This is a genomic window from Actinomadura craniellae, from assembly GCF_003289645.1.
Classification (GTDB): domain Bacteria; phylum Actinomycetota; class Actinomycetes; order Streptosporangiales; family Streptosporangiaceae; genus Actinomadura_D; species Actinomadura_D craniellae.
The window spans coordinates 198,539-225,416 of sequence record NZ_QLYX01000010.1; the positions used below are offsets into that span (position 1 = coordinate 198,539).

Here is a 26,878-nt window from a genome sequence, read left to right on the forward strand (position 1 = left end):
CTCGGACGAAGGTCTCTCGCAAGATCTGAGGCGGCGATCCTCCTGTGGTAGGAGGTCACCGCGGGCGAAGGCGCGGGCGTCCCATCCCCGGAGTGGGGGCGTCCCTGAGCAGGTCCGCGCAGCTCAGCGGGCACTCAGATACCCCAGACCCCGAGTCGTATCCCCCGTAAGGCCCCCTTTTTACCCCAGGGTCGTACTACTCAGGTCTGAGGTGAAGACCGTCCGCCCCGGTGATCACACGGAGGTGAATGCGGGGCAAAGATAAAGGTCATGCCCGTACAAGCCGCCGTCGTCGCCGCGGACCACGGCACAGCCGGCGCTCCACCCATCTCGCCCGCGACCCGCCCCGTACCGCGCGGGCCGATCTCCGCGCCGCCGCTGCGGCGGGAGATCCTGCTGATCGCGGCCTTCTACATCGCCTACTCCCTGATCCGGGTGGCGATCAACCGGATGGGCACCTCCTCGGCGTTCGGCCACGCCCACCAGATCCTCGCCCTGGAGCGGTCGGTCGGTATCGACGTCGAACTCGGGCTCAACCAGGCGCTGCTCGGGATGCCCTGGCTGGCCCGCGGCGCCAACCTCTTCTACGCCACGGCCCACTTCGCCGTCACGCTGGCCCTGCTCGTCTGGGTCCACCGGCACCGCCCCGCGCACTACCGGTGGTTGCGCACGGCGCTGATGGCCGCCACCGCGCTGGCGCTGCTGGGCTTCTGGCTCTACCCGCTGGCCCCGCCGCGCTTCCTGTCCGGCGAGGGGTACGTCGATCCGGTGGTGGTCCTGCACTCGGTGGGCCTGTACTCCAGCGACGCCTCCGGGGCACTCGCCAACCAGTACGCGGCCATGCCCTCCATGCACGCGGGATGGGCACTGTGGTGCGGGCTCGTCCTGGTGCTCCTCGCCGGACGCCGCTGGGTCAAGGTGCTCGGCGCGCTCTACCCGGTGGTGACGGTGCTCGTCATCCTGTCGACCGCCAACCACTACGTGCTGGACGCCGCCGCCGGATTCGCCCTGGTCGGGTTGGCACTTATCGGAGCGTTCTTGCTGTACCGGAAAAAGGCCGTAATACCCAATACACCCGGGCGGATTGTGACCGACTCGGCATCTTCTCCCAGCGTTCACCCCCTTCACGTCTGAGAGTCTATGGATCATGGTCAGGTCCGCGGTCGCCCCCGCCGCCAAGACGAGCGTCACCACACCGGTCGGAGGCGCCGGACGTCCCCGCTGGTGGGCTGAGATCCTGCTCATCGCCGTCTGTTACGTGGCGTACTCGTTCGTCCGCAACCTGGTCCCCTCCGACCACGCCGGGTCGGTGCAGCGGGCCTACCAGTTGCTGGAAGCGCAGCGGGCCCTGCACCTGGACATCGAGCTCGCCGTCAACCGGTTCTTCGTCGACGTGCACTGGCTGGGCGTCGCGGCCAACTACTACTACGCCACGCTGCACTTCGGGGTGACCGCCGGCGTGCTGCTCTGGCTGTACGTCCGGCACCCGAGCCGGTACGTCACCTACCGCTGGCTGCTGTTCTCCACCACCGTGACGGCGCTGATCGGGTTCTGGTTCTTCCCACTCGCCCCGCCGCGGATGCTGCCCGGCTACGTCGACACGGTGATCGCCTTCAACACCTGGGGACTGTACGACTCCTCGCCGGTGGCGACCGTATCCAACCAGTACGCGGCCATGCCGTCCCTGCACACGGCGTGGTCGCTGTGGTGCTGCCTGGCCGTGCTGGCGATCGTCCGGCGCACCTGGGTCAAGGTCCTGGCCGTGGCGTACCCGGTGGTCACCGTCGTGGTCATCCTGGGCACCGCCAACCACTTCATCCTCGACGCCGTCGCCGGGGCGGGACTGCTGGTGGCCTGCCAGGCGACGGGGATCGCCGGGCTCGTCGTCTACCGGAGGCGGGCGGCCGCGCCGGCGGCCGCCGGCTGACGGGCGTACAGCACGCTGCCGTCCACGACCTCCACCGGCCGGTACCCCGCCAGGAGGTACCGGTGGAACCGGCCGATCCGGTCGGGCGCGTAGGGGGCGCCGCGCGAGTCGTCAACCACCAGCGCGGGCGGACGGCGGCGCAGGTCGGCCTCGAAGTCCCGCCACACCCCCTCGGGCGCGAACCGCTCCCCCACCCGGGACGCGTCGCGGCCCCCGCCGAAGTTGGTCATGAATCCCGCCGACAGGAACCGGGTCGCCGCCGGCCGCCGGGACCACCAGTAGATCCGCGGGTCCATCCCCCAGACGAGAATGGCCGCCCCCGGCTCCGTACGGGCCCGTACCCGCTCGGCGACCAACTCGGCATGCCGGTCCTTACCCGCCGGCCACACCAGCGCCAGCGCCACGAAGACGGCCGCGGCGGTGAGCCCGTAACCCAGCGGGGCCAGGGGCAGCCGCGGGCGCGTCGCCGCGGCGCGGGCCGCCAGCAGCACCACCGGCGGCAGCAGCAACAGGAAGTAGTGGCCGAAGAAGTGCAGGCTGGTGCAGACCCCCGCCACGGCGACCACCAGCCAGAGCCAGAGATCCCCCCGGCCGCGCCGGGCACGATCCGCTCCCGCGAGCAGCACCGCGCCGAGGTTGGCCAGCAGGAAGATGCCCAGGCCGCCCAGGCCGCGGAGCGCCACCCGGTCCCACGCGCCGGACACGTTCGTGTAGCCCCCGTTGCCGAACACCACCCAGAACCAGAAGTCCGCCCAGCCCACCCGCGCCGCCGCCGCCCCGACGACCGCCAGGAACACCCCGCCGGCCGAGAGCACGCCCCGCCGCCCCGCCGCCCGCCAGGCCAGCCAGAGCACCGGCAGCAGCACACCACCCGCCGCCTGCAGGGTGAGGGCGGCGACCGCGGCCGCGCCACCCGCCGCGGCGAACCGGCGCCGGTCGGCCAGCAGCACCGCCGCCGCGACGGCCGGCAACGCGAAGACCTCGAAGTTGGCGGCCTGCGCGTCCTCCGGCGACAGGCCGGCGCTGCCCACCACGTAGAGCAGCCCGGCCACCAGACCCGCCCGGCCGCCCCAGCGGCCCCGGGCCGCGGCCGCCAGCAGCAGCGCGGTGGCCAGGTGCGCGGCCAGCGCCAGGCCGTGCATCACCCAGACGGTGGCGTTCCCGGCCAGCTGGTGCACCAGCAGGTAGAGCGCGGGCAGCAACGGCGGCTTGCGGTCGGCGACGATCTCGTAGAACCCGCCGGCTCCCCCGTCCAAGGCCCGCGCCTGGACGGCGACGAACGCCTCGTCGGCGTTCCAGACCTCCCGCAGGAACACCGGCAGATGCACGACCAGGACCAAAGCCAGGAAGAGCGGGAGCTGTGTTTGCCTGGCGCGCTGTGTTGGCTTGGCGCTCGTTCCTCGCGCTTGTCGCGGCGCCCTGTTTGCTTGGCTCGCTTCGCTCGCGAGTCGCGGCGCCTTCGGCGCGCCGTCTTCCCTCGTCGCGGTGAAGATCGCTCGTTCCTCACGATCTTCACCGCTCCTCAGTCCAGACGGCGCGGGCGCCGCTCCCTTTTCGCCTCGCTGCGCATCGGCACCCGTCTCGTCCTTGGCTTCGTGATCCGGATGAGGGGGCGCTGGTGGGGTGGGGAGGGTATCCCCGTCCTGCTGCGCGTCGGCGTCCTGGTCCGCCTCGCGGGACATCGGCTGAGGTCTCCAGGATGGTCGGCGGGAACAGTGGGCAAGGCCGGCAAAATGGGCAGGGTGGGGCTGGTGATCACTCCTGGGCAGGATATGCGGGATATGTCGTGCTACGCGGCGAAATCAGGGGGTTGCGCCGTAGAAGACCCGCTCGACCACCGCGCGGGCGCGGCGGGCGTGCCGCCGGTAGTCCTCCAGTAGATCACCGGTGCCTGGGTAGCCGAGCACCCGGGTCACCGCCGACCGCTCCTTGTGGTGGTCGGTGGGCAGCAGGTCGGAGGCCCGGCCGCGGACCAGCATGATCGACCCGCGGATCCGGGTGGCCAGGCACCAGGCGTCCGACAGCACCTTGGCGTCGGCGGCGTCCAGCAGGTCCGCCGCCACCGCCGCGTCGAGCGCGGCGAGGGTGCGGGTGGTGCGCAGCCCTGGCACCTCGTGGGCGTGCTGCAACTGGAGCAACTGCGCGACCCACTCCACGTCCGACAGGCCGCCCGGGCCGAGCTTGGTGTGCAGCCGGCGCTCGACACCGCGGGGCAGCCGTTCGGACTCCATCCGGGCCTTCAGCCGCCGGATCTCGCGGACGGCCCGGTCGTCGATGCCATCCTCCGGCCAGCGGATCGGGTCGATCAGGGTGCGGAACCGCCCGCTCAGGTCCGGGTCCCCGATGATCGGGTCGGCCCGCAGCAGGGCCTGGCTCTCCCACGGCGCCGACCAGCGCGCGTAGTAGGCGGCGTACGACGCCAGCGTGCGCACCAGCGGGCCCTGGCGGCCCTCCGGGCGCAGGTTGGGGTCGATCTCCAGCGGCGGGTCGGCGGCGGGCAGGGCGAGCAGCCGGCGCAGTTCCTCGGCGACCGCGTGCGCGGCCGTGGCGGCCTCCCGGTCGTCGGCGCCGGGCAGCGGGTCGTGCACGAACATCACGTCGGCGTCGCTGCCGTAGCCGAGCTCGTGGCCGCCGAACCGGCCCATCGCCACGATCGCCAGCCGGGTCGGCAGCGGGTTCCCGCGGTCCAGCTCGATCCTGTGCGTGGCGGCCCGCAGCGCCGCCTCGATCGTGACCGTCGCGATGTCGGTCAGCGCCTCGCCCACGGTGGGCACATCCACCAGGTCCAGCAGGTCGGCCACCGCCACCCGGAACAGCTCGCGGCGGCGCAGCGCGCGGACCGCGGACACGGCATCCTCGGCCGACGCCCCGGCCCCCTTGCCGGCGTCGACGTTCCGGCGCACCTTGTCCAGCGCCTCGGTGCGCAGCGTGCCGAACGGGCGCGGCACCAGCTCGGCTCCGGGGGTGGTGGTGCGCTCCACCGGCTCGCCGGGGCCGGCCTGCTCACCGCTGAGCATGGCCACCGCCTCGGGTGCGCGCAGCAGCAGGTCGGTGGCGTACCGGCTGGAGGCCAGCACCCAGGCCATCCGCTCGGCCACGGTGACCTCGTCGCGCAGCAGCCGCAGGTACCAGGGGGTGGTGCCGAGCTCGTCGCTGACCTTCCGGAAGCCGAGCAGCCCGGCGTCGGGGTCGGGGGCGTCGGCGAACCAGCCGAGCATGACCGGCAGCAGCGTGCGCTGGATCGCGGCCCGCCGGGAGACCCCGGCGGTCAGCGCCTCGATGTGCCGCAGCGCCCCGGCCGGGTCGTTGAACCCCAGCGCCGTCAACCGGGTGCGGGCCGCCTCGGGGCTGAGCCGCGCCTCGTCCTCGGGCAGCCGGGCCACCGCGCGCAGCAGCGGCCGGTAGAACAGCTTCTCGTGGATGCGGCGCACCTCGCGGGCGTGCCGCCGCCAGAGCGCGCTGAACTCGCCCACCGGGTCGGTGCGCAGCCCGAGCGCCCGGCCCAGCCGGCGCAGCCCCTCGTCGTCGTCGGGCACCAGGTGGGTGCGGCGCAGCCGGTGCAGCTGGACCAGGTGCTCCACCTTGCGCAGGAAGCGGTAGGCGGACGTGAGCACCGCGGCGTCGTCGCGCCCCACGTACCCGCCCTGGGAGAGGGCGGTCAGCGCGTCCAGGGTGCCGGCCTGGCGCAGCAGGTCATCGCCCCGGCCGTGCACCAGTTGCAGGAGCTGGACGGCGAACTCCACGTCGCGCAGCCCGCCGGGGCCCAGCTTGAGCTGGCGGTCGGCCTCGCCGGTGCGCTGGTGCAGGTGCGCCTCGACCCGGCGGCGCATCGCCTGGACGTCCTCGACGAAGTCCTCCCCCGCGGCGGCCTTCCACACCAGGGGGGTCAGCGCGTCGAGGTAGGCCTGGCCCAGCTCCGCGTCGCCGGCGACCGGGCGCGCCTTCAGCAGCGCCTGGTACTCCCAGGTCTTGGCCCAGCGCTCGTAGTAGGCCCGGTGGCTGGCGAGGGTACGGACGAGGGGGCCGGCCTTGCCCTCGGGGCGCAGGGCCGCGTCGACCTCCCACAGCGCCCCCTCGGGGGTGCTGGCCGAGCACGCCCGCATCACCGCCGAGGCCAGCCGGGTGGCGGTGCGCAGGGCGCGGTCCTCGGCCTGGCCGGGCGCCGCCTCGGCCACGAAGATCACGTCGACGTCGCTGACGTAGTTGAGTTCCCGGCCGCCGCACTTGCCCATGCCGATCACCGCCAGCCGGCAGCTGTCGGACTCGGGGACCTCGGCGCGGGCCACGGCCAGCCCGGCCTCCAGCGCCGCGGCGGCCAGGTCGGCGAGTTCGGCGGCGACCTCGCTCACGTCGGCGACGCCGATCAGGTCCCGGCCGGCCAGGCGCAGCAGGTGCCGGCGGTACTCCACCCGCAGCGCCACCAGCGTGTCGGTGCCGGGCTCGGCCGCCCGGGGACCGGGGTCGGCCGGATCGGCGCCCACGGCCCGCAGCAGGTCACCGCGCAGGGATTCGGCCGACGGACGTTGGACCGCTCCACCGACGGACCAGACCCGCCAGTGCTCGGGATGGCGCACCAGGTGATCGCCCAGCGCCTCGCTCACCCCGAGCACGGCCAGCAGGTGCGCCCGGGCCTCGCCGTCGCCGGCCAGGGCGGCCCGTTCGGCGGCGTCCAGCCGGGACAGCAGGCGCAGCAGCCCCCGGAGGGCCAGATCGGGGTCGGCGGTGGCGCCCAGCGCGTCGAACAGGTCGTCGTCGAGGACGACCTGTGACTCGCGCTCGGCGTCGGCCAGCAGGCTCTCGGCCCGTGCGGTGTCGGTGAAGCCCAGCCGGGCGAGTCGCCCGGCCAGAGATGGACGGCGGTTCGGTGTCCACTCGCTCACGGCCCCACCGTAACCGGACAACCCGCCGACGGTGGGTTAACCGGGACTCAGAAGGATCTCTATTTCGTGGACGTTGCACCGCCACCGGGCCGCCCCGGGCGCTTTGTGGCTTTTTGTCATCGAACACCCGACTCCCCGGTGAATTCGAGGAGTCGGCGCGATGACCGCACGGCTACAGCACCGGCAGGTGGCGCTTGCGCTCGTACTCGGTGACCTGACGGCGGTAGTCCTCCCACTCCGCCCGCTTGTTGCGCAGGAAGAAGTCGAAGACGTGCTCGCCGAGGACGTCCGCCATCAGCTCGCTGCGTTCCATCGCGTGGATCGCCTCGTCCAGGCTCTGCGGCAGCGGCTCGATGCCGAGCGCCCGCCGCTCGGCGGAGGTCAGCGCCCACACGTCGTCCTCGGCACCGGGGGGCAGCTCGTAGCCCTCCTCGATGCCCTTGAGGCCCGCGCCCAGGATGGCGGCGAACGCCAGGTACGGGTTGCACGCGGTGTCCAGCGACCGGAACTCGATGCGGGTCGCGTGCCCCTTCTGCGGCTTGTACATCGGCACCCGGATCAGCGCCGACCGGTTGTTGTGGCCCCAGCACACGTACGAGGGGGCCTCGCCGCCGGCGCCCGCGGAGGCGCCCACGCCGCCCCACAGCCGCTTGTAGGAGTTGACCCACTGGTTGGTCACCGCGGTGATCTCGGGGGCGTGCCGCAGCAGCCCGGCGATGAAGGCCCGGCCCACCTTAGAGAGCTGGAACTCCGCGCCCGGCTCGTAGAAGGCGTTGCGGTCGCCCTCGAACAGCGACATGTGGGTGTGCATGCCCGAGCCGGGGTGGTCGGTGAAGGGCTTGGGCATGAACGAGGCCCACACCCCCTGCTCCAGCGCGACCTCCTTCATGACCAGCCGGAACGTCATGATGTTGTCGGCCGTGGTGAGCGCGTCGGCGTAGCGCAGGTCGATCTCCTGCTGGCCGGGAGCGCCCTCGTGGTGGCTGTACTCCACCGAGATGCCCATCGACTCCAGCATCATGATCGCGTTGCGCCGGAAGTCGTGCGCGGTGCTGTGCGGGGTGTGGTCGAAGTAGCCGCCCGCGTCCACCGGCTCGGGCTCGCTGCCGTCGTCGGGCAGGTTCTTCATCAGGAAGAACTCGATCTCGGGGTGGGTGTAGAAGGTGAAGCCGAGATCGGCAGCCTTGCTCAGGGCCCGCTTGAGCACGTAGCGGGGGTCGGCGAAACTGGGCGTCCCGTCAGGCATCAGGATGTCGCAGAACATCCGGGCCACCCCGGGCGCCTCGGCCCGCCACGGCAGCACCTGGAAGGTCGCGGGATCGGGCTTGGCCAGCATGTCGGCCTCGAAGATCCGCGCAAAACCCTGGATGGCCGAGCCGTCGAAGCCGATACCCTCGGCGAACGCGCCCTCCAGCTCGGCGGGAGCGACGGCGACCGACTTCAGGACACCCACGACATCGGTGAACCACAGCCGGATGAACCGGATGTCACGCTCCTCGAGTGTGCGCAGCACGAACTCCTGCTGACGGTCCAAAGCCATCTCCCTCGATGCCTCATCGACGTTCCCGCAGCGCAGACACGTCTGGTTACCTTGCAGTATGCCCGGCAGCTGTTTCCTTGACGTTACAGACCTACCGGCCGGATGGACTAAGCGTTCTACCCCAAAAGTAGCTTTTCGGACCACCCGCTCCGACTCTGCCATAACGTGACGATCCCCTGCCCCCAGATCGGTCCCGCAATCCCCCGCGGGGGATCCGGACGTCCGCCCGAGTCATATGGGCAGAACTTGACGCTTCCATCACCTGGGCCACGCCGAAAGATCCTTAACGTTGAAGCGTCGTGGATGCCTCACTTCTCTCCCTCGCCGACCGGGTCGCCGCGCTGGCCACCCCGTCCGCCGTGCACCCCGCCGCCGACCAGATCGGCGAGCGGGTCGAAGCCTGGGCCCGTGACCAGGGACTGGTCCTCGGCGACCGGGACACCTCGCCGCTGGCCCGGGGCCGGTTCGACCGGCTGGCCGTCCGGCTGTTCCCCGAGTCCGCACCGGAGCGGGTCGAACTGGTGGCGCGCTGGCTGGTCTGGGTGTTCGCCTTCGACGACGCGCTCGACGACGGGCCGCTGGGCGGCTCCGCTACCGCCGTGGACGGCCTGTACGCCGACCTGCTGCGGGCCATGCGCCGCGGCCACGCCCGGCCCGAGGGACGGCCGCTGGAACTCGCGGTCGTCGGGCTCTGGCACGACACCGCACCCCAGATGAGCCTCACCTGGCGGCGCCGGTTCTTCGAGCACATGGAGGACCACCGGTCCGGCTGCGCCGAGGAGGCCGTGAACCGCCGCACCGGCCGCATCCCCGCGCTGAACCGGTACCCGGGACTGCGCCGGCGGGCCGCCGCGCCGTTCCTGTTCGACCTGGCCGAACCGGCGCTGGGCGTCGAACTGCCGTCCGACGTGGTCGCGGTCCCGGCCTGGCACACGGTGCTGAACGGCACCGCCGACCTGATCACCTGGTGCAACGACGTGGTCTCCTATCCCAAGGAGGCCGGGCACGGCGACATCCACAACCACGTGGTCCTCGCCCGCGGCATGTACGGTTTCGACCGGCACGAGGCCACCGGCTGGGTGCTCGACGCCATCGTCCACCGGGCGGCCGAGATCGAGGCCGCCGTCCGCACGCTGCACGCCGGGCTGGAGCGGCTGCGGCTCGAACCGCAGCGCCGGGCGGGCGTCACCGCAGTGCTCGACCGGCTGCTGGCCGCGCCCCGCGCCCACTTCGACTGGCTGATGGAGTCCGGCCGGTACACGTCCCTGTCCTGAGGACGTCCTACGCTGAGGGCGTGGCACAGCTTCGCATCGCGCTCGCTCAGGTGAACCCGACCGTCGGTGACCTCGACGGCAACACCGAACTGATCATCGAGTGGACCCGTCGCGCCGCCGACCGCGGCGCCCATCTGGCGGCGTTCCCCGAGATGGTCCTGACCGGCTATCCCGTCGAAGACCTCGCCCTGCGCACCTCGTTCACCGAGGCGTCCCGGCGCGTCCTGGAACGGACCGCCCGGCGGCTCGCCGAGGAAGGACTCGGCGAGCTGCCCGTGGTGGTCGGCTTCCTCGACCGCCGGGCCGACGGGCGCCCGCTGAACGCGCTGGCCTGGCTGCACGGCGGCCAGGTGCTCGTCCGCTCCGCCAAGCACCACCTGCCCAACTACGGGGTGTTCGACGAGTTCCGCTACTTCGTGCGCGGCGACCGGCTGCCGGTGGTGCGGGTACGCGGCGTCGACGTGGCCACCGTGATCTGCGAGGACCTCTGGCAGGACGGCGGCCCGGTCGCGGTGACCCGCGCGGCGCGCGCCGGGCTGCTCCTGGTGGTCAACGGGTCGCCCTACGAGCGCAGCAAGGACGACGTCCGGCTCGAACTGTGCGCCCGGCGCGCCCGCGAGGCGGGATGCCCGCTCGCGTACGTCAACATGGTCGGCGGCCAGGACGAGCTGGTCTTCGACGGCGACTCGCTGGTCGTGGGCGCCGCGGGCGAGCTGCTGGCCCGCGCCCCCCAGTTCGCCGACCACCTGCTGGTCGCCGACCTGGACCTGCCCGCGGCCGACCCGGCGCTGCCGGCCGGCACGGCCGAGGTCGAGGCGAGCGACGGCACGACCGTCACCGTCGACCGGCGGGTGCTGACCGCCGAGCCGGTGCCGCCCTACACCCCCGAGCCGCCGGAGGTCGCCCCCCTGCTGGACGATTCCGGCGAGGTGTACGACGCGCTGGTGCTGGGCGTGCGCGACTACGTCCGTAAGAACGGGTTCCGGACGGTGATCCTCGGCCTGTCCGGCGGGATCGACTCGGCGCTGGTCGCCACCATCGCCGCCGACGCCATCGGCCCCGACCGGGTGCACGTGGTGCTGATGCCGAGCCGGTACTCCAGCGACCACTCGGTCACCGACGCCGAGGAACTGGTCAAGCGGCAGGGGCTGGTCGCCCGGACGGTGCCGATCCGCGGCATGGTGGACGCGTTCGAGGCCGAGCTGGAGCTGACCGGGCTGGCCGCGGAGAACCTCCAGGCCCGGGTGCGCGGCATGATCCTGATGGGGCTGTCGAACGAGCACGGCCACCTGGTGCTGACCACCGGCAACAAGAGCGAGCTGGCCACCGGCTACTCGACGCTGTACGGCGACTCGGCGGGCGGTTTCGGCCCGATCAAGGACCTCACCAAGACGCTGGTGTGGGACCTGTCGCGGTGGCGCAACGCCCAGGCGGGTTCCGGCCGCGGCGGGCTCTTCCCGTTCGAGACCGAGCCGATCCCGGTCGCGATCATCGAGAAGGCACCGTCCGCGGAGCTGCGCCCCGGCCAGCTCGACACCGACTCGCTGCCCGACTACGCGGTGCTGGACGCGCTGCTCGTCGACTACGTGGAGCGCGACCTGGGCCGCGACGCCCTGATCGCGGCCGGGCACGACGCGGAGCTGGTGGAGCGGGTGATCCGCCTGGTCGACCGCGCCGAGTACAAGCGCCGCCAGTACCCGCCAGGCCCGAAGATCACCCCGAAGAACTTCGGCCGCGACCGTCGCCTGCCCATCACCAGCCGCTGGCGCGAACCCTCCGCCGACTGACGGCTCCGGGACCGTCAGGGTCGCACGCCGGCCCTTCGGCTTCCGGGGTGCCGTACGCCCCGGAAGCCGAAGGACCGGCTTGGTGTGAGATGTCGCGGTGGTATTCCGTCCAGACGGTGGTGCGCGGGCCGTCTTCGCGGTAGCCCAGCGGGAGGAGAGGTCCGCCAATAAGCGGAGGCGAGCGCCGTCGGAGCCGTCGTTCACGGCGAGCCCTTCCGTTTCGGTGGTCACAGACAGGCTCGTCGCGCGATGCGCCCGAACGTGCGGGTTCGGGCGCCCGATGAAAAATCTTGCGGGTGAAGGATCGGCGGCCCGAAGTTTCAGGCCGCGCCCGTTTCGGAGTCATTCAGCCACTGAGTGTGAGATCGTACGGTCGGAGCAGCTCGCCGGGCGCAGCGAGGCCGAGGTGCCGGCGCCGCACGACGGGGTGGGGCCGAAGGCGATGGGCCTGCTCCGCACGGCCCTTGGCGAGCGCAGCCTGTCGTTCCGCGACATCTGAACGGCAGGCTGACCCATCACACCACCCGACCAAGCTGTATGACCCGAACGGTGGGGAGTATGGTGCAAAGTATGGCGACCAAGAAGGTGACTGTGACGATCCCCGAAGATCTCCTCGAAGAGATCCGGGCGGACGCCGCCGAGCGCGGCCTGTCCGCCTACGTGGCCGAGGCGCTCCGCGCCAAGCTGGCCCGGAACAGGCTTCGGGAACTGGTCGACTGGCTCCAGGAGGAGTACGGGCCACTGACCGATGAGGAACGAGCGGCGGCCCGAGCCAAGCTGGAGGAAATCAACGCTGAGCATGCCCGTCTCAGGGCCGAGCACGGCAGCGGTTCAGGTGAGGCGGCTTGACCAAGCATGACCCGAAGGCGGGGATCTTGAACACCTTCGTCTTGGACTCCGAAGCCCTCTCACAGGCTGTGAAAGGCAACCGACTTATGCTCGGTCTACTCGAACTGGCCGCCGACGGTGAGGCGGAGGTTGTCACTTCACCGATGACTTTGATCGAGGCATATGACGGCAGAATCACCGAACGCCGCTGGGACTGGGTGCTCTCCCGGGTGGAGGTGGTTCCTCTCTGCAAGGAACAAGCCCGCGCGGCCCGCCGACTGCTGGCCAACGCCGGACTGCATGGTCACAAGTACGCGATTGACGCCGCCTTGGCCGCCCTCGTACGGGAGCAAAAGGGCCAGGTGACCGTCCTCACCTCCGACGTAGGGGATCTGAAACGGCTCGTACCACCTGTGGTGGCCATCCAGGAGGTGTAGGGACCCACGACTGCCCGGTACCCGGCATGGCGGATTTCGACCGGCGGCCCGCTTCGTCGTACCAGCGGGGGCAGGCCGCCGGTCAGGTGGAGATCGCTTCGTAGGTGGCCAGGAGGATGCCGAGGGCGCGGTCGTCGCCGGTGCCCTGGTCGAGCATCTGGTTCATGACGTAGGAGACCGTCATGCGGGCGTCGAGGTCGACCAGGACCAGGGAGCCGCCCCAGCCGCCCCAGAAACACGTGCGCGGGTTGGGGAGCTGGTGGCCGAGCAGGCCGTAGCCCATGCCGTAGCGCATCCGCATGCCCAGGTAGCGGTCCATGCCGCTGTACTGCTCCTCCAGGGCGCGTTCGCAGCCCGCCTCCGACAGCAGCCGGACGTTCCCCACCGCTCCACCGCAGGCCAGGACCGACTGCACGGCGCCGACCGAGCGGGCGTTGCCGTGGCCGCCCGCGGCCGGGACCTCGGCGCGGCGCCAGGCCCGGGTGTTCGCGTCCTCGGGACGGACCAGGAACTCGGCGGGGGTGTCGGAGCCGGCGGGCAGGGTCGGGCCGCCGGGAGGCGGGATGACGAGGGCGACGCGGTGGTCGTGTTCGGCGGGCAGGCCGATGTGGAAGTCGGCGCCCAGCGGGCCGGCCACCTCCTCGGCGAAGAAGGCACCCAGGGTACGTCCGGTGACGCGGCGGACGACCTCGCCGACCAGGTGTCCCTGGGTGAGCGAGTGGTAGCCGGCGTCGGTGCCCGGTTCCCAGTGCGGGGCCTGCGCGGCCAGCCGCGCCGTGGCGGCCGGCCAGTCGTAGAGGTCCTCGACCGTGGTCGGGCCGTCCCAGACGGGCAGGCCGGCGGTGTGGGAGAGCAGGTGCCGCACCCGCACGTTCTCCTTGCCCGCGGCGGCGAACTCGGGCCAGTACTCGGCGACCGGGGCGTCGAGGTCGAGGGCGCCGCGGTCGGCGAGGATCAGCGCGCAGAGCGCAGTCATCGTCTTGGTGGTGGACCAGACGTTGGTGATGGTGTCGCGCTCCCAGGGGACGGTGCGCGCCGCATCGGCGTACCCGCCCCATAGGTCGACCACCGGCTCGCCGTCCACGTGCACCGCCACCGCGGCGCCCACGTCGTCGTTGTCCAGCGAGGTGGCCAGCATCTCGCCCAGTTCGGCGAACCGGTCGTCGCACCTGCCGTGGATCTCGGCCATGGGCGGAACCTAGCCCGGCCCCGCCGGACGGGCCACCGAATTAACCGGTGATCGATACGGCTGCGCACCACGTTCTGAAATGGTCAGTGAGACGTGCCGCGCAGCCGGAGTTCGCGGCCCGGCCAGCGGGAGCGCAGCCACCGGTCGTGGCTGGCGAGCACGATGGCGCCGGGGCCCGGGCCCAGTGCCTCCTCCAGTTCGTCGCAGAGGCGGGGCGAGAGGTGGTTGGTGGGTTCGTCGAGCAGGAGCAGCGCGGGCGGGTTCGCCACGAGCAGGGCCAGGGCGAGGCGGCGGCGCTGGCCGACCGACAGTTCACCGACCCGGGTGTCCAGGTCCCGGGGGGCGAGCAGGCCGAGGGAGTGCAGGGGGACGGATTCGGCGCGGTCGGGACCGAGGGTCAGCGTGTAGGTCTCCCGGGCGGTGCGGTCGGGGCGGTCGAAGGCCGTGTCCTGGGCCAGCAGGCCGACCGTCAGGCCGCGGCGGCGCCGGACCCGGCCGGAGGAGGTTTCCAGGTGTCCGGCCAGGATCGCCAGGAGGGTCGACTTTCCGGCGCCGTTCGGTCCGGTGACCAGCAGCCGGTCGGTGGCCGGCACGTCGAGGCGGTCGAGTTCCAGGCGGCCGGGCACCCGGACGTCCCGCAGCGCCAGCAGGGTGCCCTCGGGGGACTCGGTGGCGAGGGCGGCGGCGCGGAAGCGCAGCGGTTCCGGGGGTTCGGGGACCTGGTCGCGTTCCAGTTCGGCGAGCCTGCGGGCGGCGTTGCGCACCCGCCGCGAGATCTGCTTCTGCACCCGGCCGCCGGAGTGGCCGTAGCCCATCTTCTCGTTGTCGCGCTTCTCCCGGTCCGGCGCGACCCGGCGCGCGGTCACGGTGACGGAGCCGCGCAGTTCGGCGAGTTCCTCCTGTTCCTCGGTGAAGCGCCGCTGCCAGCGCTCCCGCTCCGCGCGTTTCTCGGCCTGATACGCGGTGTAGTTACCGCCGTAGCGGGTGGGGCCGTCCACCGCCGGGTCGAGGTCGACCAGGTGGGTGCAGACGGCGTCGAGGAACGCCCGGTCGTGGCTCGCCGCCACGACGGCCCCGGGCAGGCCGCGCAACTGCTCCTCCAGGAAGGTCGCGGCGGCGTCGTCGAGATGGTTGGTGGGCTCGTCCAGCAGCAGCGCGGCGGGCCGCCGCACCAGCAGCGCGGCCAGGGCGAGCCGGCCGCGCTGGCCGCCGGACAGGGACGCGAGCGCCCGGTCGTGCGGGATCCCGCCGAGGCCGAGGCCGGTGAGGACGATTCCGGCGCGCCGGTCGGCATCCCAGGAGTCGTGTTCCTGCGCGCGGTCGAGCCGGGCGCCGTACTCGGCGAGCAGGCCGGCGTGGTCGGGCGCGTCGGCGAGCGCCCGGGTGAGCCGGTCGAGTTCGGCGAGGTCCTCGCGGGCCTCACGCAGGGCGTCGTCGAGAACGTCGGCGATCGTGGCCGCGGGGTCGAACGGCATCTCCTGGTGCAGGAAGCCGAGATCCCGCGGGCGGACGACGGTGCCGGCGTCGGGTTCGTCCGTCCCGGCGAGCAACCGCAACAGGGTGGACTTCCCCGCGCCGTTCTCGCCGAGCAGCCCGATCCGGTGGCCGGGGGCGGCGGTGAGGGAGACGCCGTCGAGCACCCGCCGGGCGCCGAGCGTGCGGACGAGGTCATGGGCGAGCAGGGCCGGTTCTGGCATGTCACATCCCCAAGGAGTCGGGACGTCCGCCCGCCGGGCGGCGCCTCGGTCAGGGTCACGGTCGTGGGCACGGATTCGGGTTCACGTTCGGGCCACAGGCTTGATCACGGCACGGGCCTGGTCAGGGGCACGGGCGCGGCGGTGGCCCGTTCGGTCGCGGGCTCAGCGGATCGCGCGGTCGCGGCGGGCGGCGGCCCGTACGCCGCTTCGTGGCCCGGAGCCGTCCAGGCGGGTCTCATTCATCGGCCGGGGCTCGCGTCTCCAGCAGCCGGCCCGCGGAGAGCCGCAGCCAGCGGGTCACCCCGATCTCCGCGAGGAACCGTTCGTCGTGGCTGACCACCATGAACGCGCCCTGGTAGGCGTTGAGCGCGCTCTCCAACTGGCCGACGCTGACCAGGTCGAGGTTGTTGGTCGGCTCGTCCAGCAGCAGCAGTTGGGGGGCCGGTTCGGCGTACAGCACGCAGGCCAGGGTGGCGCGCAGCCGCTCGCCGCCGGACAGCACCCCGACCGGGAGGTGGGCGCGGGAGCCGCGGAACAGGAAGCGGGCCAGCAGGTTCATCCGCTCGGCCTGCGGCATCGCGGGGGCGGACGCGGCCATGTTCTCGGCCACGGTGCGGTCGAGGTCGAGCAGGTCCAGGCGCTGGGACAGGTAGGCGACCCGGCCGTCGGCCCGCCTGGTCTGCCCGCCCTCCGGTTCCAGGTCACCGTTGACCACCCGGAGCAGGGTGGACTTGCCGGCCCCGTTGGGGCCGGTCAGCGCGATCCGTTCCGGTCCCCGGACCTCCAGGTCGGTGCCGTCCCCGGCGAAGAGCGCCCGCTCGCCATAGCGGACCTGCATCCGCTCGCCGGAGAAGACCGTGCGGCCGACCGGGACGGCCGTTCCGGGAAGTTCCAGCGCGATCTTCTGCTCGTCGCGCAGGGCGCGCTCGGCCTCGTCGAGCCTGGCCTTGGCGTCGCCGAGCCGGGCGGCGTGCATCTCGTTGGCCTTCCCCGCCGACTCCTGGGCACGGCGCTGCAACCCCCCAGCGATGATCTTCGGCAGGCCGGCGTCCTTGAGGTTGCGGGAGGCGTTGCTCGCCCGGCGCGCGGCCCGCTCGCGGGCCTGCTGCATCTCCCGCTTCTCCCGCTTGACCTCCTGTTCGGCGTTGCGGACGTTCTTCTCGGCGACCTCCTGCTCGGCGCGCACGGTCTCCTCATAGGCGGTGAAGTTCCCGCCGTAGGAGCGGACCTCGCCGCGGGCGAGCTCGGCGATGCGGTCCATCCGGTCGAGCAGCGCCCGGTCGTGGCTGACCAGCAGCAGGCAGCCGTTCCACTCCTCGATGACGCCGTAGAGCTTGCGGCGCGCGTCCAGGTCGAGGTTGTTGGTCGGCTCGTCCAGCAGCAGGACGTCGGGGCGTTTCAGCAGTTGCGCCGCCAGGCCGAGGGAGACGACCTGGCCGCCGCTGAGGGTGTGCAGCCGCCGGGTGAGGGAGAGGTCCCCGAGGCCGAGCCGGTCCAGCTGGGCGCGGGTGCGCTCCTCGATGTCCCAGTCGTCGCCGATCGTGGTGAAGTGTTCCTCGCCGGCGTCGCCGGACTCGATGGCGTCCAGCGCCCTGATCACCGGGGCGATCCCCAGCACCTCGGCCACGGTCAGGTCGCCGGTGAGGGGCAGGTTCTGCGGGAGGTAGCCGAGCACTCCCTGGACGGACACGGTCCCGCCGGCGGGCCGGTGCTCGCCGGCGATCAGCTTGAGCAGGGTGCTCTTGCCGGCACCGTTCGGGGCGACCAGGCCAGTGCGGCCGGCGCCCACGGAGAAGGACAGCTCCTGGAAGACCGGAGTGCCGTCGGGCCAGGAGAAGGAAAGGTTCGAGCAGACGATGAACGCGTCGGACATGTGAAAGGCCTCGTGAGGTGACGCGGGCGGGCCGGGGCCGCCCGGCGGGGAACATGGGTCATGGAACGACGGCATGGCCACGGGAGCGCCGCGCGCTCTACCTGTGGCCGATCACCCCGGTATCACCCGGAGATGTCGTCGTCCACCACCACGTACGTCTCCCTCGCTCACGATCACTTGCGCCCCTCACTATATAAGGGGTTCTCCGGGGTCCGGCCGGAAGCGCTCGCCCCGGCCCGCGGACCTCAGGCGGGCGGGCCGGGGAAGTCCGCCGGGACCGGGGATGATGCAGGAGGTCAGCCTTCCCCGCCCTCTTGGCGGGCCTCGGCGAGCTTGGCGCGCAGCCAGTCGGGGATGTTGTGCTCCTCCCGGGGGAAGTGCTCCAGGTCCAGGGCGAAGCTCTCGGCGGCCGGCGGGACGTCGAAACGGGGCTCGTTGTCGTAGTCAAAGTCCACGTTGTACCGGCCGGGCGGTGTGATGACGTAGAGCGCGGTGTACCACGCGCCCTTGCCCGTCTGGTACATCCCCGAGCGCAGCTCGCGCATCAGCTTGGAAGCGTCACGCGGTGGGCGAACCCGTTCGACCTCCCCGCCGGGACGCACCGCCTCCAGCCGGGCCGTGGAGATGCTGATCAGACCGCGGTAGTTGAACCGGATCTCTTCCCATTCACCGGCGACGGCGTCCAGCAGGGCGCTTCCGATCTCCCGGAACAACGCGTCCTGCTCGATGGGGCTGATCCGATTCTCTTCGGTCATATCGGTGTCCAGCTTTCGGAGTCGTCACGAGGTTCTACGCGGTGGGACGTTCTCGTAGGTGATGGGGTCCTGGAGCACCCCATCAATGGAGTACTCGACCGTAATGGACTGCGGGGCGCTGGTCCCCGGCCGGTACTCCACGTCGATGGTGGCATAGACCTTCTTGCCGCTCTTCAACAGAGCGCGCCAGTGTTCCTCGAGCCGCCGGTAGTTGGTCAGGTGGTCGGTGTTCCGCTGGCCCTGGTTGAGCTTCTCGAGCATCGGGACCATGTTGAACCGCTCGCCGGCGCCACCGCTCTCGGTGCCGAACAGGTGGCCGCCGTTCCAGCGCACGTCCTCGTACAGGACGAGGTCGTTGGGGTTGAACGGCCTGTTGCGCAGGTTCTCGTACGCGTCCCGGAGCGCCGGGTCGGTGGAGCCGAAAGGATCGGAGTCGGCGAGTGGTTGGCGGAGCCGGGCCTCGTAGGCGGCGCGAACCGCCGGGTCGTTGGAGAAGTCGAACTCGCCGGGGCCGGGACGGCGCCCGTAGACGTCTTCGAACGCGCGCCCGACCAGTTCGTTGTGCGCCCGGTACTCGTTGCGGCCGTCCCAGCCCACGTTGCTCTGGTCGGTGCCCATCCGGCGGGCGTTGTCCGACCCGGTGTGGTGCAGTTCGCCCTCGGCGTGGACCGTCCGGGCGTCGGCGTCGGTGCGGTAGTGGTATCTGCCGTCGATGTGGTACGTGACGTTCGGCAGCGGGTTCCGCAGGTCCGGGTTCCACTCGCCGGAGCGGCCGGAGTTGGTGTGGATCTCGATGATCCTGCCGTTGGGGCCGGTGATGAACACGCCCCGGTCCCGGCCGTCGGCGTCGGTGACCTCGTACCGGGTGTTGGGGTCCAGGCGGTGCCCTTCGCCGAAGGGCCGGTCAACGTCCGGGGACAGGGGGTCGCCCTGCCCGATCGGGCGGTCCACCGGTTCGGGCCGGGTACCCGGGCCGTCGGTGCCGTCCCCCGGCGGGTTCGGAGTGTCGCCACCGGGGGGCTGGTTGCCGCCGCGGGGCGGCAGCTCCCCGTCGAAGCCGCCGGTACCGCCGGAACCGCCGCGGGGTGGCAACTCGCCGCCGAAGCCCCCGTTACCGCCGTTACCGCCGCGCGGGGGCAGTTCGCCGCCGTTGCCGCCGTTGCCCCCGATCTCGTCCACCCGTGCGGGGGCGCCGGACAGGGCGGGCACCCTGCCGTCCTCGCCGGGGACGTCGGCGTTGCCGTTGATCTCGCCGGGGCGGGGGTCGGCGCCGACCAGGGCGGGTTCCCTGGGTGGGGGGCGCTCGTCGGCGGGGCGGTCGTTACCGGGCTGGTCGATGTTGTCGGGGTGGTTGCCGGGCAGGTCGTCGAAGCGGCCGGCGTCGTTGAGGGCGTTGTTGAAGTCGCCCAGGTCGAAGTCGTCGAGTTCCAGATCGCCGACGAGGTCCTGCAGGTCCCCGACGGTGGGGATCCGGTTGGGGTCGGTGTGGTAGTCGGGCAGGTCGCTGGAGTCCACCGGGTCGTCGGGGGCGTCCGCGTCGGGCGCGTCGGAGTCGCCCCTGCGGCCGATTCGCTTGCCCGCGGTGACGATGCCCTTCACCAGGCCGGCGCCGCCGACGAAGATGCTGCCAATGTTGAGGACGCTCTGGGTGAGCACGTAACCGGGCCGGTCACCCCACTCGCGCCACGGGACGAAGGAGTGGCCCAGTTCCTTCCAGTTGTTCCAGAGGTTGCCCCAGCCCTGCCAGCCCCAGCCGTCGGGGCCGTAGAAGCCGACCATGCCGGCGAAGCCCTGGAACATGCCGCCCCAGCCGTCCTTGACGTTGCCCCACCAGTCGCCCCACTCGCCGCCGGCCCAGACCCAGCCGTTCTCGCCGTAGAGGCCGACCAGCGAGCCCACGTCCTCCAGCAGGCCGGCGCCGAAGTCCCAAACTCCGTCCCAGACGTCCTGGTACCAGGGCTTGTCGTGTTCCTGGGGCTTGCCCCACGGGGTCTCGACGTTCTGCGGGGCCTCGGTGAAGCCGTGCGCGACCTGGCCGCGGCCGAGGGTGGCGTCCTCGCCGGGCTTGGTGGCCACGAAGGTGGTGCCGCCGAACAGGGCAGTGATCTTGTTGGCGCACTCGCGCTCGGCCGCCATGTACCGGGTGATCTCCACCAGCACCTGGTTGTTGATCCGGTTGTTCTCGTCGACGTCGTCCTCGTCCTTGCGCCAGTCGTCGTCGCCCCGGGTCTTGTCCTGGAGGCGCTGGGCGTCGCCCTTGAGCGTCCGCAGCCGGGACAGGATCGGGCCCGCCTCGGTGGCGAACTGGGTGAGGGCGTCCCCGGCGGTGTGCAGCGCCGTCTTGAAGTTGTCGCCCGCGGTGGCGACCGGCCGGGTGGCCGCCAGCAGCAGGTTCGCCTCGGGGGATATGTAGAAGGGCGACAGGCCCTGCCAGTCAGAATGGATGTCATTGCCGGTCTGGGCGATGTTCGTGCCGTCGGTCTTCAGCGCGAGGCCGGCGGTGTAGACCTCCGGTGTCCGCGCCTGCGGAACCGGGATCTTCGACGGATCGACCACATCTCCCACGTCACACCCACCTGTCCATCACGGCCCGGACCTCTCCTCTCGGAGGTTCCGGCCATTTGACGCATATGCCAATAGAACGGATCCATGCCCTACGCGTTCGGGGAACCGTTACCTGCCGATCCTGGGAGCCGGCGCGTTGATCGCGTTGCGCTGCGCCTCCTCAGCCATCTCCCGGTTCGCCTCCAGGTACGCCATGGTCGCCTTGACGGCTCCGGTGACCACGCTTCCGGTCTTGTTCACCATGGCCTTGAGGCCCGGCGAGTAGTGCTCGACGAACTCCTTCAGCGCGGTGCCGATGGGCATGCTGGCGGCCGCCACCGCGGCGTCCTCGACATGCCCGCCGAAGCTCTCCAGCTCCTTGATCAGGCCGCCCTCGCCGGTGACGTGGCCGCCGAGCTTGGCCACCACACTGCCCACGCCGGGTGGGTCGATGTCCCATCCCTCTATCACGCGCCGCTCCCCTCGTCGTCCCGTCCGCCGAACAGCGCGGGGCGGAAGCTCACCGGCGGGTCCCCCGCCGGGAGCTGGGCCGCCCGCCTCCGGGCCAGCAGCTCGGTGAGCCCGTTGACGCTGTCGTCGATCCGCGTGGCGGTGTCGCGCACCTCGGCGACCAACCGGGCCGTCGAGGCCGCCAGGGCCTTGCCCGGGTCGGCCGGAACCTGCTCCCCGTCGGGTCGGTCCAGGTCGGATCGCTCTTCGGTCGCCGCGGGCTCCTCACCCGGGTCCACCAACTCGAACTTCACGACCTCACCCCACGACACCCCGCGAATACCGGCATTATGCACGACTCGCACACATGCACCAAGCGCCATTAAATGCTAGAAAAAACACCCAAGTTCCGTGGAACCTGGGGAGCCGGCCGTACGTCCGAGCCCCTTGAACGGCGCAATCTCCGTGGACTGACATTCTTCGCCAGTTTTCAGTACTGTCAGGAGAAGTCCTCTGATAGCGGGGACGCTCGCCAGGCCGAACGACAGGTGGGTGCAGATGGGACGTTGGGATTTCGGTGACCAGACGCTGGTCACCCTCGCCAAGAACACCGGGGGCTCTACCCAGGAGTTGGCGACGCTGCTCAAGCAGCTGATCGCCGCCGCCGAGCCCCTGTCCGGCCGTTTCAGCGGTCCTGGGAAGGCGGCCTTCGACAGCTTCAAGGCCCGCTCCGACCAGATCACCGCCGACCTCACGGCGGGGCTGGGGTCGGTGAACCAGGGTCAGCACGGCATGCACGTCGCGTTCGCCACCGGTGGCCAGACCATGGCCGACGACGCCGGCCGCAACATGGCCGCGGCCAACTTCGACGGAGCCAAGTTCCGCACCGCCTGAGCCGAGGAGTGAGCGGAGTGGATCGCGAGGAACGAGTGATCCGCATAGCGAACGACGAGGCGAAGGCGGCAGCCAACACCGCCTGAGCCGAGGAGTGAGCGGAGTGGATCGCGAGGAACGAGTGATCCGCATAGCGAACGACGAGGCGAAGGCGGCAGCCAACACCGCCTGAGCCGAGGAGTGAGCGGAGTGGATCGCGAGGAACGAGTGATCCGCATAGCGAACGACGAGGCGAAGGCGGCAGCCAACACCGCCTGAGCCGAGGAGTGAGCGGAGTGGATCGCGAGGAACGAGTGATCCGCGCAGCGAACGACGAGGCGGAGCGACGGCAGACACGCTTGAGCCAGCAAGGGAGAGAAGAACCATGGGCGACGGACGACAGGGCTACGACACCGGCGCCTCGCAGGAGGCCCAGATCAACATCCACAGCGTCATCACGCGACTCGAGGCGCTGATCGGCCAGCACGACACCGACGTGTCCGCCGCGCTCGCCGACTTCACCGCCACGGGGGTCGAGGACGAGTACTCCGCCAAGGAGCTCAAGTGGCACCAGGCGGCCAACGAGACCCGCGAGATCATCCGGCTCGTCAAGACCACCCTGGAGAACAACGACAACACGGCTCACACCGCGCTGAGCCGGGCCAGCGCGGCCGTCCAGGCCATCTGATCGGCCCCAGCCGGGAGGGGTGCGCGCGAACCGCACCCCTCCCGCTACCGTGTGTCCACCCGCAGGGTCGCGGCGAGAGGAGGTATGGGTGGCCCGCGATTACGACACCCAGCTCCTTGAGTCGGTGGCCGTGCGCCGCCGCCGGCTGCGTGAGGCCCTGCTGTTCGGCCCCGAGCGCTCCCGCCGCACCCTCGACGAGAACATCACCAAGATCCTCGCCGGGCTCTGCGTGGCGGCGGTCGTGTGCGCCGGCACCCTCGGCTGGTCCTTCCTGCGCAACCAGCTCGACACCCAGCGCAAGGCCCGTGCCCAGCAGTCCCAGGGGCCCGCACCGGACACCGGCGCCGCGCCCGTCCCGGCCGAGTGGGTGGGCGTGCAGGTCACCCTGCCGATGCTGCAGAACGCGCTGGACCAGGCGCAGGTGCCGCGCGACCTCTATGTGCTGCCCGGCCGGCAGCGGCCGCCGGCCGACCGGACGTCCAGCTACTACGTGCTCGCCCGCGGCCAGAACGGTTTCTCCGTCGGCATCGTCGAGTACCGGCAGGGCCGGACCGGCGCCGAGTTCGCCACCGAGGACGAGGCGTACCGTTGGCTGTACGGCGAGCTCGTGGTGAAGGAGAACCCGCCGCGCGCCCTCACCCCCGCCCAGGAGGCCGGGCTCCCCGGGCAGAGCGCCGCCCTCACCGCGGACGTCCGGGCCAAGATCGCGGCGGGCGGCGGCAGCACCGTCACCTACCCGCTCACCCAGGGGCGGCTGGTCGACCTGTTCGGTCAGGAGAGCGGGTCGACACTCTTCCCGGCGGGCGTCCCGTTCACCGGGCGCGGGCTGCCCGAGTCGGCCCGCGCCACCGTGGACCCGGGGGTGCCGTCGGGCTACCGCCGCTACCGGGTGGCCCGGCCGTTCCAGGTGGCCGCCTCGATCCCGGCCACCGGCGGCGCCGCGCGGCTCACCGTCAGCCCCGGACTGTTCCCCCGCCCGCCCGTGCTGCCGAGCGTCCGCTGGCTGCTACGGAACGGTTACCTTGAACGCGTCACGGCGCCCACCGTCCCCCGATGAGCACGGCGCCAGACCTCCCGAAAACCCACCGAAACCAACAACGAAGGGACACCATGGCCGCGTGGAGCCGGGTCACTCTCGTGGGCGAACAGCGCCGGGTCGACGTGGTGCTCCCCGCACGAGAACCGGTCGGCGCCCTCATGCCCGACGTCCTGCAACTGCTCGGTGACCCGGTCCAGCAGCCGCCCCGGCTGCGCCACCTCGCCACCGCCACCGGCGAGGTGCTGGACGGTGACAGCACCCTCGCCGACCGCGGGATCGCCGACGGCGCCGTCCTCCGGCTGGTCCGGTCGGACGAACCGCTGCCCGCCCCGGTGGTGCACGAGGTCCCCGAGGCCGTCGGCGACGCGCTGGACGGACGGGCGTGGCGCTGGGGCCCCGGCGCGGCCCGGTGGAGCGCGACCGGCACCCTGGTGGTCCTGCTCGCCGCGATGGGCGTTCTGGTCCGTTCCGGGCTGCCGCACGCGGGCGGGCTCGCCGCCGTCGGCGCCGCCGCCGCACTGCTGCTGATCGCGGGCCCGGCGCTCGGCATACTCGGCCGCGAACCGCTCGGCACCGCGCTCACGCTCGGCGGGGGCGCGCTGGCGGGGCTCGCCCTGTGGTTCGCCGGAGATCTGTACGAGTGGCCCGGCTGGACGGGCTGGGCCGGCCCGGCGCTCGTCGCGGGGCTGCTGGTCACCGGTCTCGGAGCGACCTCCCCGCTGGGTCGCGGCGGGCTGATCGGTGGTGTGCTGACGCTGGTGCTCGCCCTGGCCGCGGCACTGTGCGCCGCGTTCGGGCTGGCGGCCGAGCACACCGCGGCGGTCCTGGCGCTGACCTGCGTGGTCCTGCTCAGCCTGCTGCTGCGCACCGCGCTGACCCTGTCGGGGCTGACGTCGCTGGACGACCGGCGCAGCACGGGCGCCACGGTGGCCCGGGGGGACGTGCTGAGCGCGCTGGCCGGAGCGCACCACAGCATGGTGATCGCCACCGTGGCCGTGGCGGTGGCCGCCGCCGCCGCCGGGGTGGCGGCCACCGAACGGTTCGGCGGGTGGACCGCCGCGCTGTCCGCGCTGCTCGCCCTGGTGGTGGCCGGGCGGGCCCGGATGTTCCCGCTGGTGCTGGAGAAGGCCGCGCTGTTCGCCGCGGCGCTGCTGATCGTGGTGCGGGTGGCCTGGGCGTGGGCCGAGCACGCGTCCTGGGCGCTCGGCCCGGCGCTGGCCGTGCTGCTGGCCGGCCTGGTGATCCCGGTCGTCGTGCTCGCCACCGAGCAGCCCGAGCATGTCCGGGCCCGGCTTCGACGGATCATGAACCGGATCGAGGCCATGGCGGTGGTGGCAATCGTGCCGGTGGCGATCGGGACCTTCGGGGTCTTCGAGCGCCTGCTCGGCACCTTCTGAGGGGAGCGCAGTGGCTGATCCCCGCCCGGACGGATCGGACGGCGAGCGCCGGCCCGACCCCGACGCCACCCGGATCGACCCACCCCGGGTGCCGCTCCGCAAGAAGCCCTCCCCCGATCCCGAGGCGACCCGCAACGACCCGCCCGCCCAGCCGGCCGCGCAGCCGATGTCCCCCGCCGCCGCGCAGTGGTACGCCGAGCCCGCCCCGCCGCAGGCCCCCACGACTCCACCGCCGGGAGCCCGCGTCCCCACCCAGGACATGCGGGTCACCCCCGGGTCCGGTACCCCCGCGCGCCCACCCCGGAAGCCCTCCGCCGCTCCCCCACGACCGCCGGAGACCGCCCGCCCCCAGGCACCCTCGCCCCGGCCGGCGGAGACCGTTTCCTTCCGGCCGCCGGAGACCGCCCTCCCCGCGCCGACCCCTCCCGCGTCACCCGCGCCCGCGGAACCGCCCGCCTCCCCGGTGCCGGCACCCGCCCCTCAGGCGCGACCGGCGCCCACCGAGGCAGCCGATCCCCCGGCCACGCCGCCACCCGCGGCACCGCCCTTCCCGGCTCCCACGGTGTCCGCCGGTCCCCCGGCGACCGCACCACCGGACGCGGCCGACGTCCCGCAGGCACCGCCCGCACCACCGGAGGCACCACCTCCCCCGGCACCCCCCGGGCCAGTGGTCCACGAGCCCGTCGAAGCACCCCGCCCGCCGGCTCCTCCGGCGGCGAACGCCACGGCGGAAGGGACCCTGGAACGGCCGGGGCAGCGGCCCGTCCCCGGCGACCTGGTGCGGAGCCGGGCACACGGCGACTCGCGGCTGCGGCGGGTGGGGCACGGGATGCTGCGCGCCTTCCAGCCCTCGGCTGAGGTGCAGTCGATCGCGGAGTTCGGCGAACAGGTGCAGCGCCCCATCACCACCGGCCGCCGGATCGCCGTGATGGGGGTGCGCGGCGGCGCCGGCAAGAGCACCGTCACCGCGCTGATCGCCAGCGTGTTCGCCCACTACCGGCAGGACCGGGTGCTGGCCCTGGACGTCGATCCGGACCTGGGGTCGCTGCCCCTGCGGCTGGGTGCCGCCCCCGAGCACGCGATCGACGACCTGGCCCGCGGCGGCGTGGTCGGGGGCGGCTTCGAGGACGTGCGGCCCTACCTCGCCCAGGGCGGCGGGGAGCGGCTGTGGGTGCTCCCCGCCGCCCTGGGCGAGGTGCGCGACAGCTCCCTGGAGCCGGCCGTGTACGAGGCGGTGGCCGTCCCGCTGAGCCGTTTCTTCGGGGTCACCATCACCGACTGCGGCGCCGATCCGCTGAGTGAGCTGAACCGTACGGTGCTGGCGGGGGCGCACGCCCAGATCCTGGTCGCCCCCACCACCCCGGACGGGGCGACCGCCGTGGGCCGGGTGCTGGACTGGCAGCGGTCGCGCGGGCTGGGCGACCTGGCCGCCCGGACCCTGGTCGTGTTCACGGTCAAGAGCCCGGCGGCGAAGCAGGCCCTGGACCTGGAGGGGGCCGCCGGGATCTTGGGCGAGGCCGGCGCGGGGGTGCAGCGGCTGGGCTACGACCGCCATGTGGCCGTGGGCACCGCCCTCGACCCCCGGCTGATGGGCTACGCCACGCGCGTCACGGCCGTTCGTCTCGCCGCCGGAGCGCTTCGCCGCGCGCTGGAGGTCTGACACGCCCCACGCCGCGGCGAAAGCAATACCCTCATTCTCG

21 protein-coding genes are annotated in these 26,878 nt (G+C 72.3%); 11 read left to right on the plus strand and 10 right to left on the minus strand.

Annotated features, from left to right (window positions below; all coding sequences use genetic code 11):
* Positions 1-270: 270 nt before the first annotated feature.
* On the plus strand, positions 271-1,134 hold the full coding sequence (locus DPM19_RS21965) for a phosphatase PAP2 family protein (RefSeq protein ID WP_233510630.1): 864 nt from the start codon (positions 271-273) through the stop codon (positions 1,132-1,134).
* A gap of 13 nt (positions 1,135-1,147) precedes the next feature.
* Complete coding sequence (locus DPM19_RS21970) at positions 1,148-1,927, plus strand: phosphatase PAP2 family protein (RefSeq protein ID WP_111869851.1); 780 nt, start codon at positions 1,148-1,150, stop codon at positions 1,925-1,927.
* Here DPM19_RS21970 and DPM19_RS21975 read toward each other — a convergent pair.
* From DPM19_RS21975 to DPM19_RS21990, 3 genes are all read right to left on the minus strand, one after another.
* Complete coding sequence (locus tag DPM19_RS21975; protein WP_111869852.1) at positions 1,888-3,255, minus strand: glycosyltransferase; 1,368 nt, start codon at positions 3,253-3,255, stop codon at positions 1,888-1,890. The genes DPM19_RS21970 and DPM19_RS21975 overlap by 40 nt on opposite strands.
* 474 nt (positions 3,256-3,729) lie before the next feature.
* A complete protein-coding gene (locus DPM19_RS21985) occupies positions 3,730-6,807 on the minus strand; it encodes a bifunctional [glutamine synthetase] adenylyltransferase/[glutamine synthetase]-adenylyl-L-tyrosine phosphorylase (RefSeq protein ID WP_111869854.1) in 3,078 nt (1,025 codons plus the stop codon).
* A gap of 172 nt (positions 6,808-6,979) precedes the next feature.
* Entirely contained in the window at positions 6,980-8,341 is a 1,362-nt protein-coding gene (locus DPM19_RS21990) for a glutamine synthetase family protein (protein ID WP_111869855.1), read from the minus strand.
* Positions 8,342-8,646: 305 nt separating this feature from the next.
* On the opposite strand from DPM19_RS21990, the gene DPM19_RS21995 reads away from it, so the two are divergent.
* The 4 genes from DPM19_RS21995 (at position 8,647) to DPM19_RS22010 (ending at position 12,673) form a co-directional block, all read left to right on the plus strand.
* The gene (locus tag DPM19_RS21995) at positions 8,647-9,621 is read left to right on the plus strand and encodes a terpene synthase family protein (protein ID WP_111869856.1); all 975 of its coding nucleotides are present in this window, start codon (positions 8,647-8,649) and stop codon (positions 9,619-9,621) included.
* A 20-nt stretch (positions 9,622-9,641) separates the two neighbouring features.
* The gene (locus tag DPM19_RS22000; RefSeq protein ID WP_111869857.1) at positions 9,642-11,408 is read left to right on the plus strand and encodes an NAD+ synthase; all 1,767 of its coding nucleotides are present in this window, start codon (positions 9,642-9,644) and stop codon (positions 11,406-11,408) included.
* A gap of 570 nt (positions 11,409-11,978) precedes the next feature.
* A complete protein-coding gene (locus tag DPM19_RS22005; protein WP_111869954.1) occupies positions 11,979-12,257 on the plus strand; it encodes a ribbon-helix-helix domain-containing protein in 279 nt (92 codons plus the stop codon).
* Positions 12,254-12,673 (plus strand): PIN domain-containing protein, encoded by a 420-nt coding sequence (locus DPM19_RS22010; RefSeq protein ID WP_111869858.1) that lies wholly within the window; start codon positions 12,254-12,256, stop codon positions 12,671-12,673. The genes DPM19_RS22005 and DPM19_RS22010 overlap by 4 nt, the downstream gene beginning before the upstream one ends.
* Positions 12,674-12,755: 82 nt before the next feature.
* Here DPM19_RS22010 and DPM19_RS22015 read toward each other — a convergent pair whose 3' ends face one another.
* From DPM19_RS22015 to DPM19_RS22045, 7 genes are all read right to left on the minus strand, one after another.
* Positions 12,756-13,862 carry a serine hydrolase domain-containing protein gene (locus DPM19_RS22015; RefSeq protein WP_111869859.1) on the minus strand — a complete coding sequence of 369 codons (1,107 nt, stop codon included), beginning with the start codon at positions 13,860-13,862 and terminating at the stop codon, positions 12,756-12,758.
* An 83-nt stretch (positions 13,863-13,945) separates the two neighbouring features.
* The gene (locus DPM19_RS22020) at positions 13,946-15,559 is read right to left on the minus strand and encodes an ABC-F family ATP-binding cassette domain-containing protein (RefSeq protein ID WP_111869860.1); all 1,614 of its coding nucleotides are present in this window, start codon (positions 15,557-15,559) and stop codon (positions 13,946-13,948) included.
* Positions 15,560-15,794: 235 nt separating this feature from the next.
* On the minus strand, positions 15,795-17,432 hold the full coding sequence (gene abc-f / locus DPM19_RS22025; protein ID WP_111869861.1) for a ribosomal protection-like ABC-F family protein: 1,638 nt from the start codon (positions 17,430-17,432) through the stop codon (positions 15,795-15,797).
* Between the two features lie 296 nt (positions 17,433-17,728).
* The gene (locus tag DPM19_RS22030) at positions 17,729-18,187 is read right to left on the minus strand and encodes a hypothetical protein (RefSeq protein ID WP_111869862.1); all 459 of its coding nucleotides are present in this window, start codon (positions 18,185-18,187) and stop codon (positions 17,729-17,731) included.
* Positions 18,188-18,211: 24 nt separating this feature from the next.
* Positions 18,212-20,752, minus strand: coding sequence for a DNA/RNA non-specific endonuclease (locus tag DPM19_RS22035; protein WP_111869863.1), 2,541 nt, complete (start codon positions 20,750-20,752; stop codon positions 18,212-18,214).
* A gap of 108 nt (positions 20,753-20,860) precedes the next feature.
* Complete coding sequence (locus tag DPM19_RS22040; protein WP_146778942.1) at positions 20,861-21,202, minus strand: DUF6507 family protein; 342 nt, start codon at positions 21,200-21,202, stop codon at positions 20,861-20,863.
* Positions 21,199-21,495, minus strand: coding sequence for a hypothetical protein (locus DPM19_RS22045; RefSeq protein WP_146778943.1), 297 nt, complete (start codon positions 21,493-21,495; stop codon positions 21,199-21,201). Before DPM19_RS22045 ends, DPM19_RS22040 begins: the two co-directional genes overlap by 4 nt.
* Before the next feature lie 244 nt (positions 21,496-21,739).
* Between DPM19_RS22045 and DPM19_RS22050 the strand changes: the two genes are divergently transcribed.
* The 5 genes from DPM19_RS22050 (at position 21,740) to DPM19_RS35385 (ending at position 26,838) form a co-directional block, all read left to right on the plus strand.
* On the plus strand, positions 21,740-22,075 hold the full coding sequence (locus DPM19_RS22050) for a hypothetical protein (RefSeq protein WP_111869866.1): 336 nt from the start codon (positions 21,740-21,742) through the stop codon (positions 22,073-22,075).
* A 364-nt stretch (positions 22,076-22,439) separates the two neighbouring features.
* Complete coding sequence (locus DPM19_RS22055; protein ID WP_111869867.1) at positions 22,440-22,742, plus strand: pore-forming ESAT-6 family protein; 303 nt, start codon at positions 22,440-22,442, stop codon at positions 22,740-22,742.
* 88 nt (positions 22,743-22,830) lie between these two features.
* Positions 22,831-23,799 (plus strand): TNT domain-containing protein, encoded by a 969-nt coding sequence (locus tag DPM19_RS22060; RefSeq protein ID WP_111869868.1) that lies wholly within the window; start codon positions 22,831-22,833, stop codon positions 23,797-23,799.
* Between the two features lie 53 nt (positions 23,800-23,852).
* Complete coding sequence (locus DPM19_RS22065) at positions 23,853-25,178, plus strand: EsaB/YukD family protein (RefSeq protein WP_111869869.1); 1,326 nt, start codon at positions 23,853-23,855, stop codon at positions 25,176-25,178.
* 10 nt (positions 25,179-25,188) lie between these two features.
* The gene (locus DPM19_RS35385) at positions 25,189-26,838 is read left to right on the plus strand and encodes a MinD/ParA family ATP-binding protein (protein ID WP_158566849.1); all 1,650 of its coding nucleotides are present in this window, start codon (positions 25,189-25,191) and stop codon (positions 26,836-26,838) included.
* Positions 26,839-26,878 lie beyond the last annotated feature (40 nt).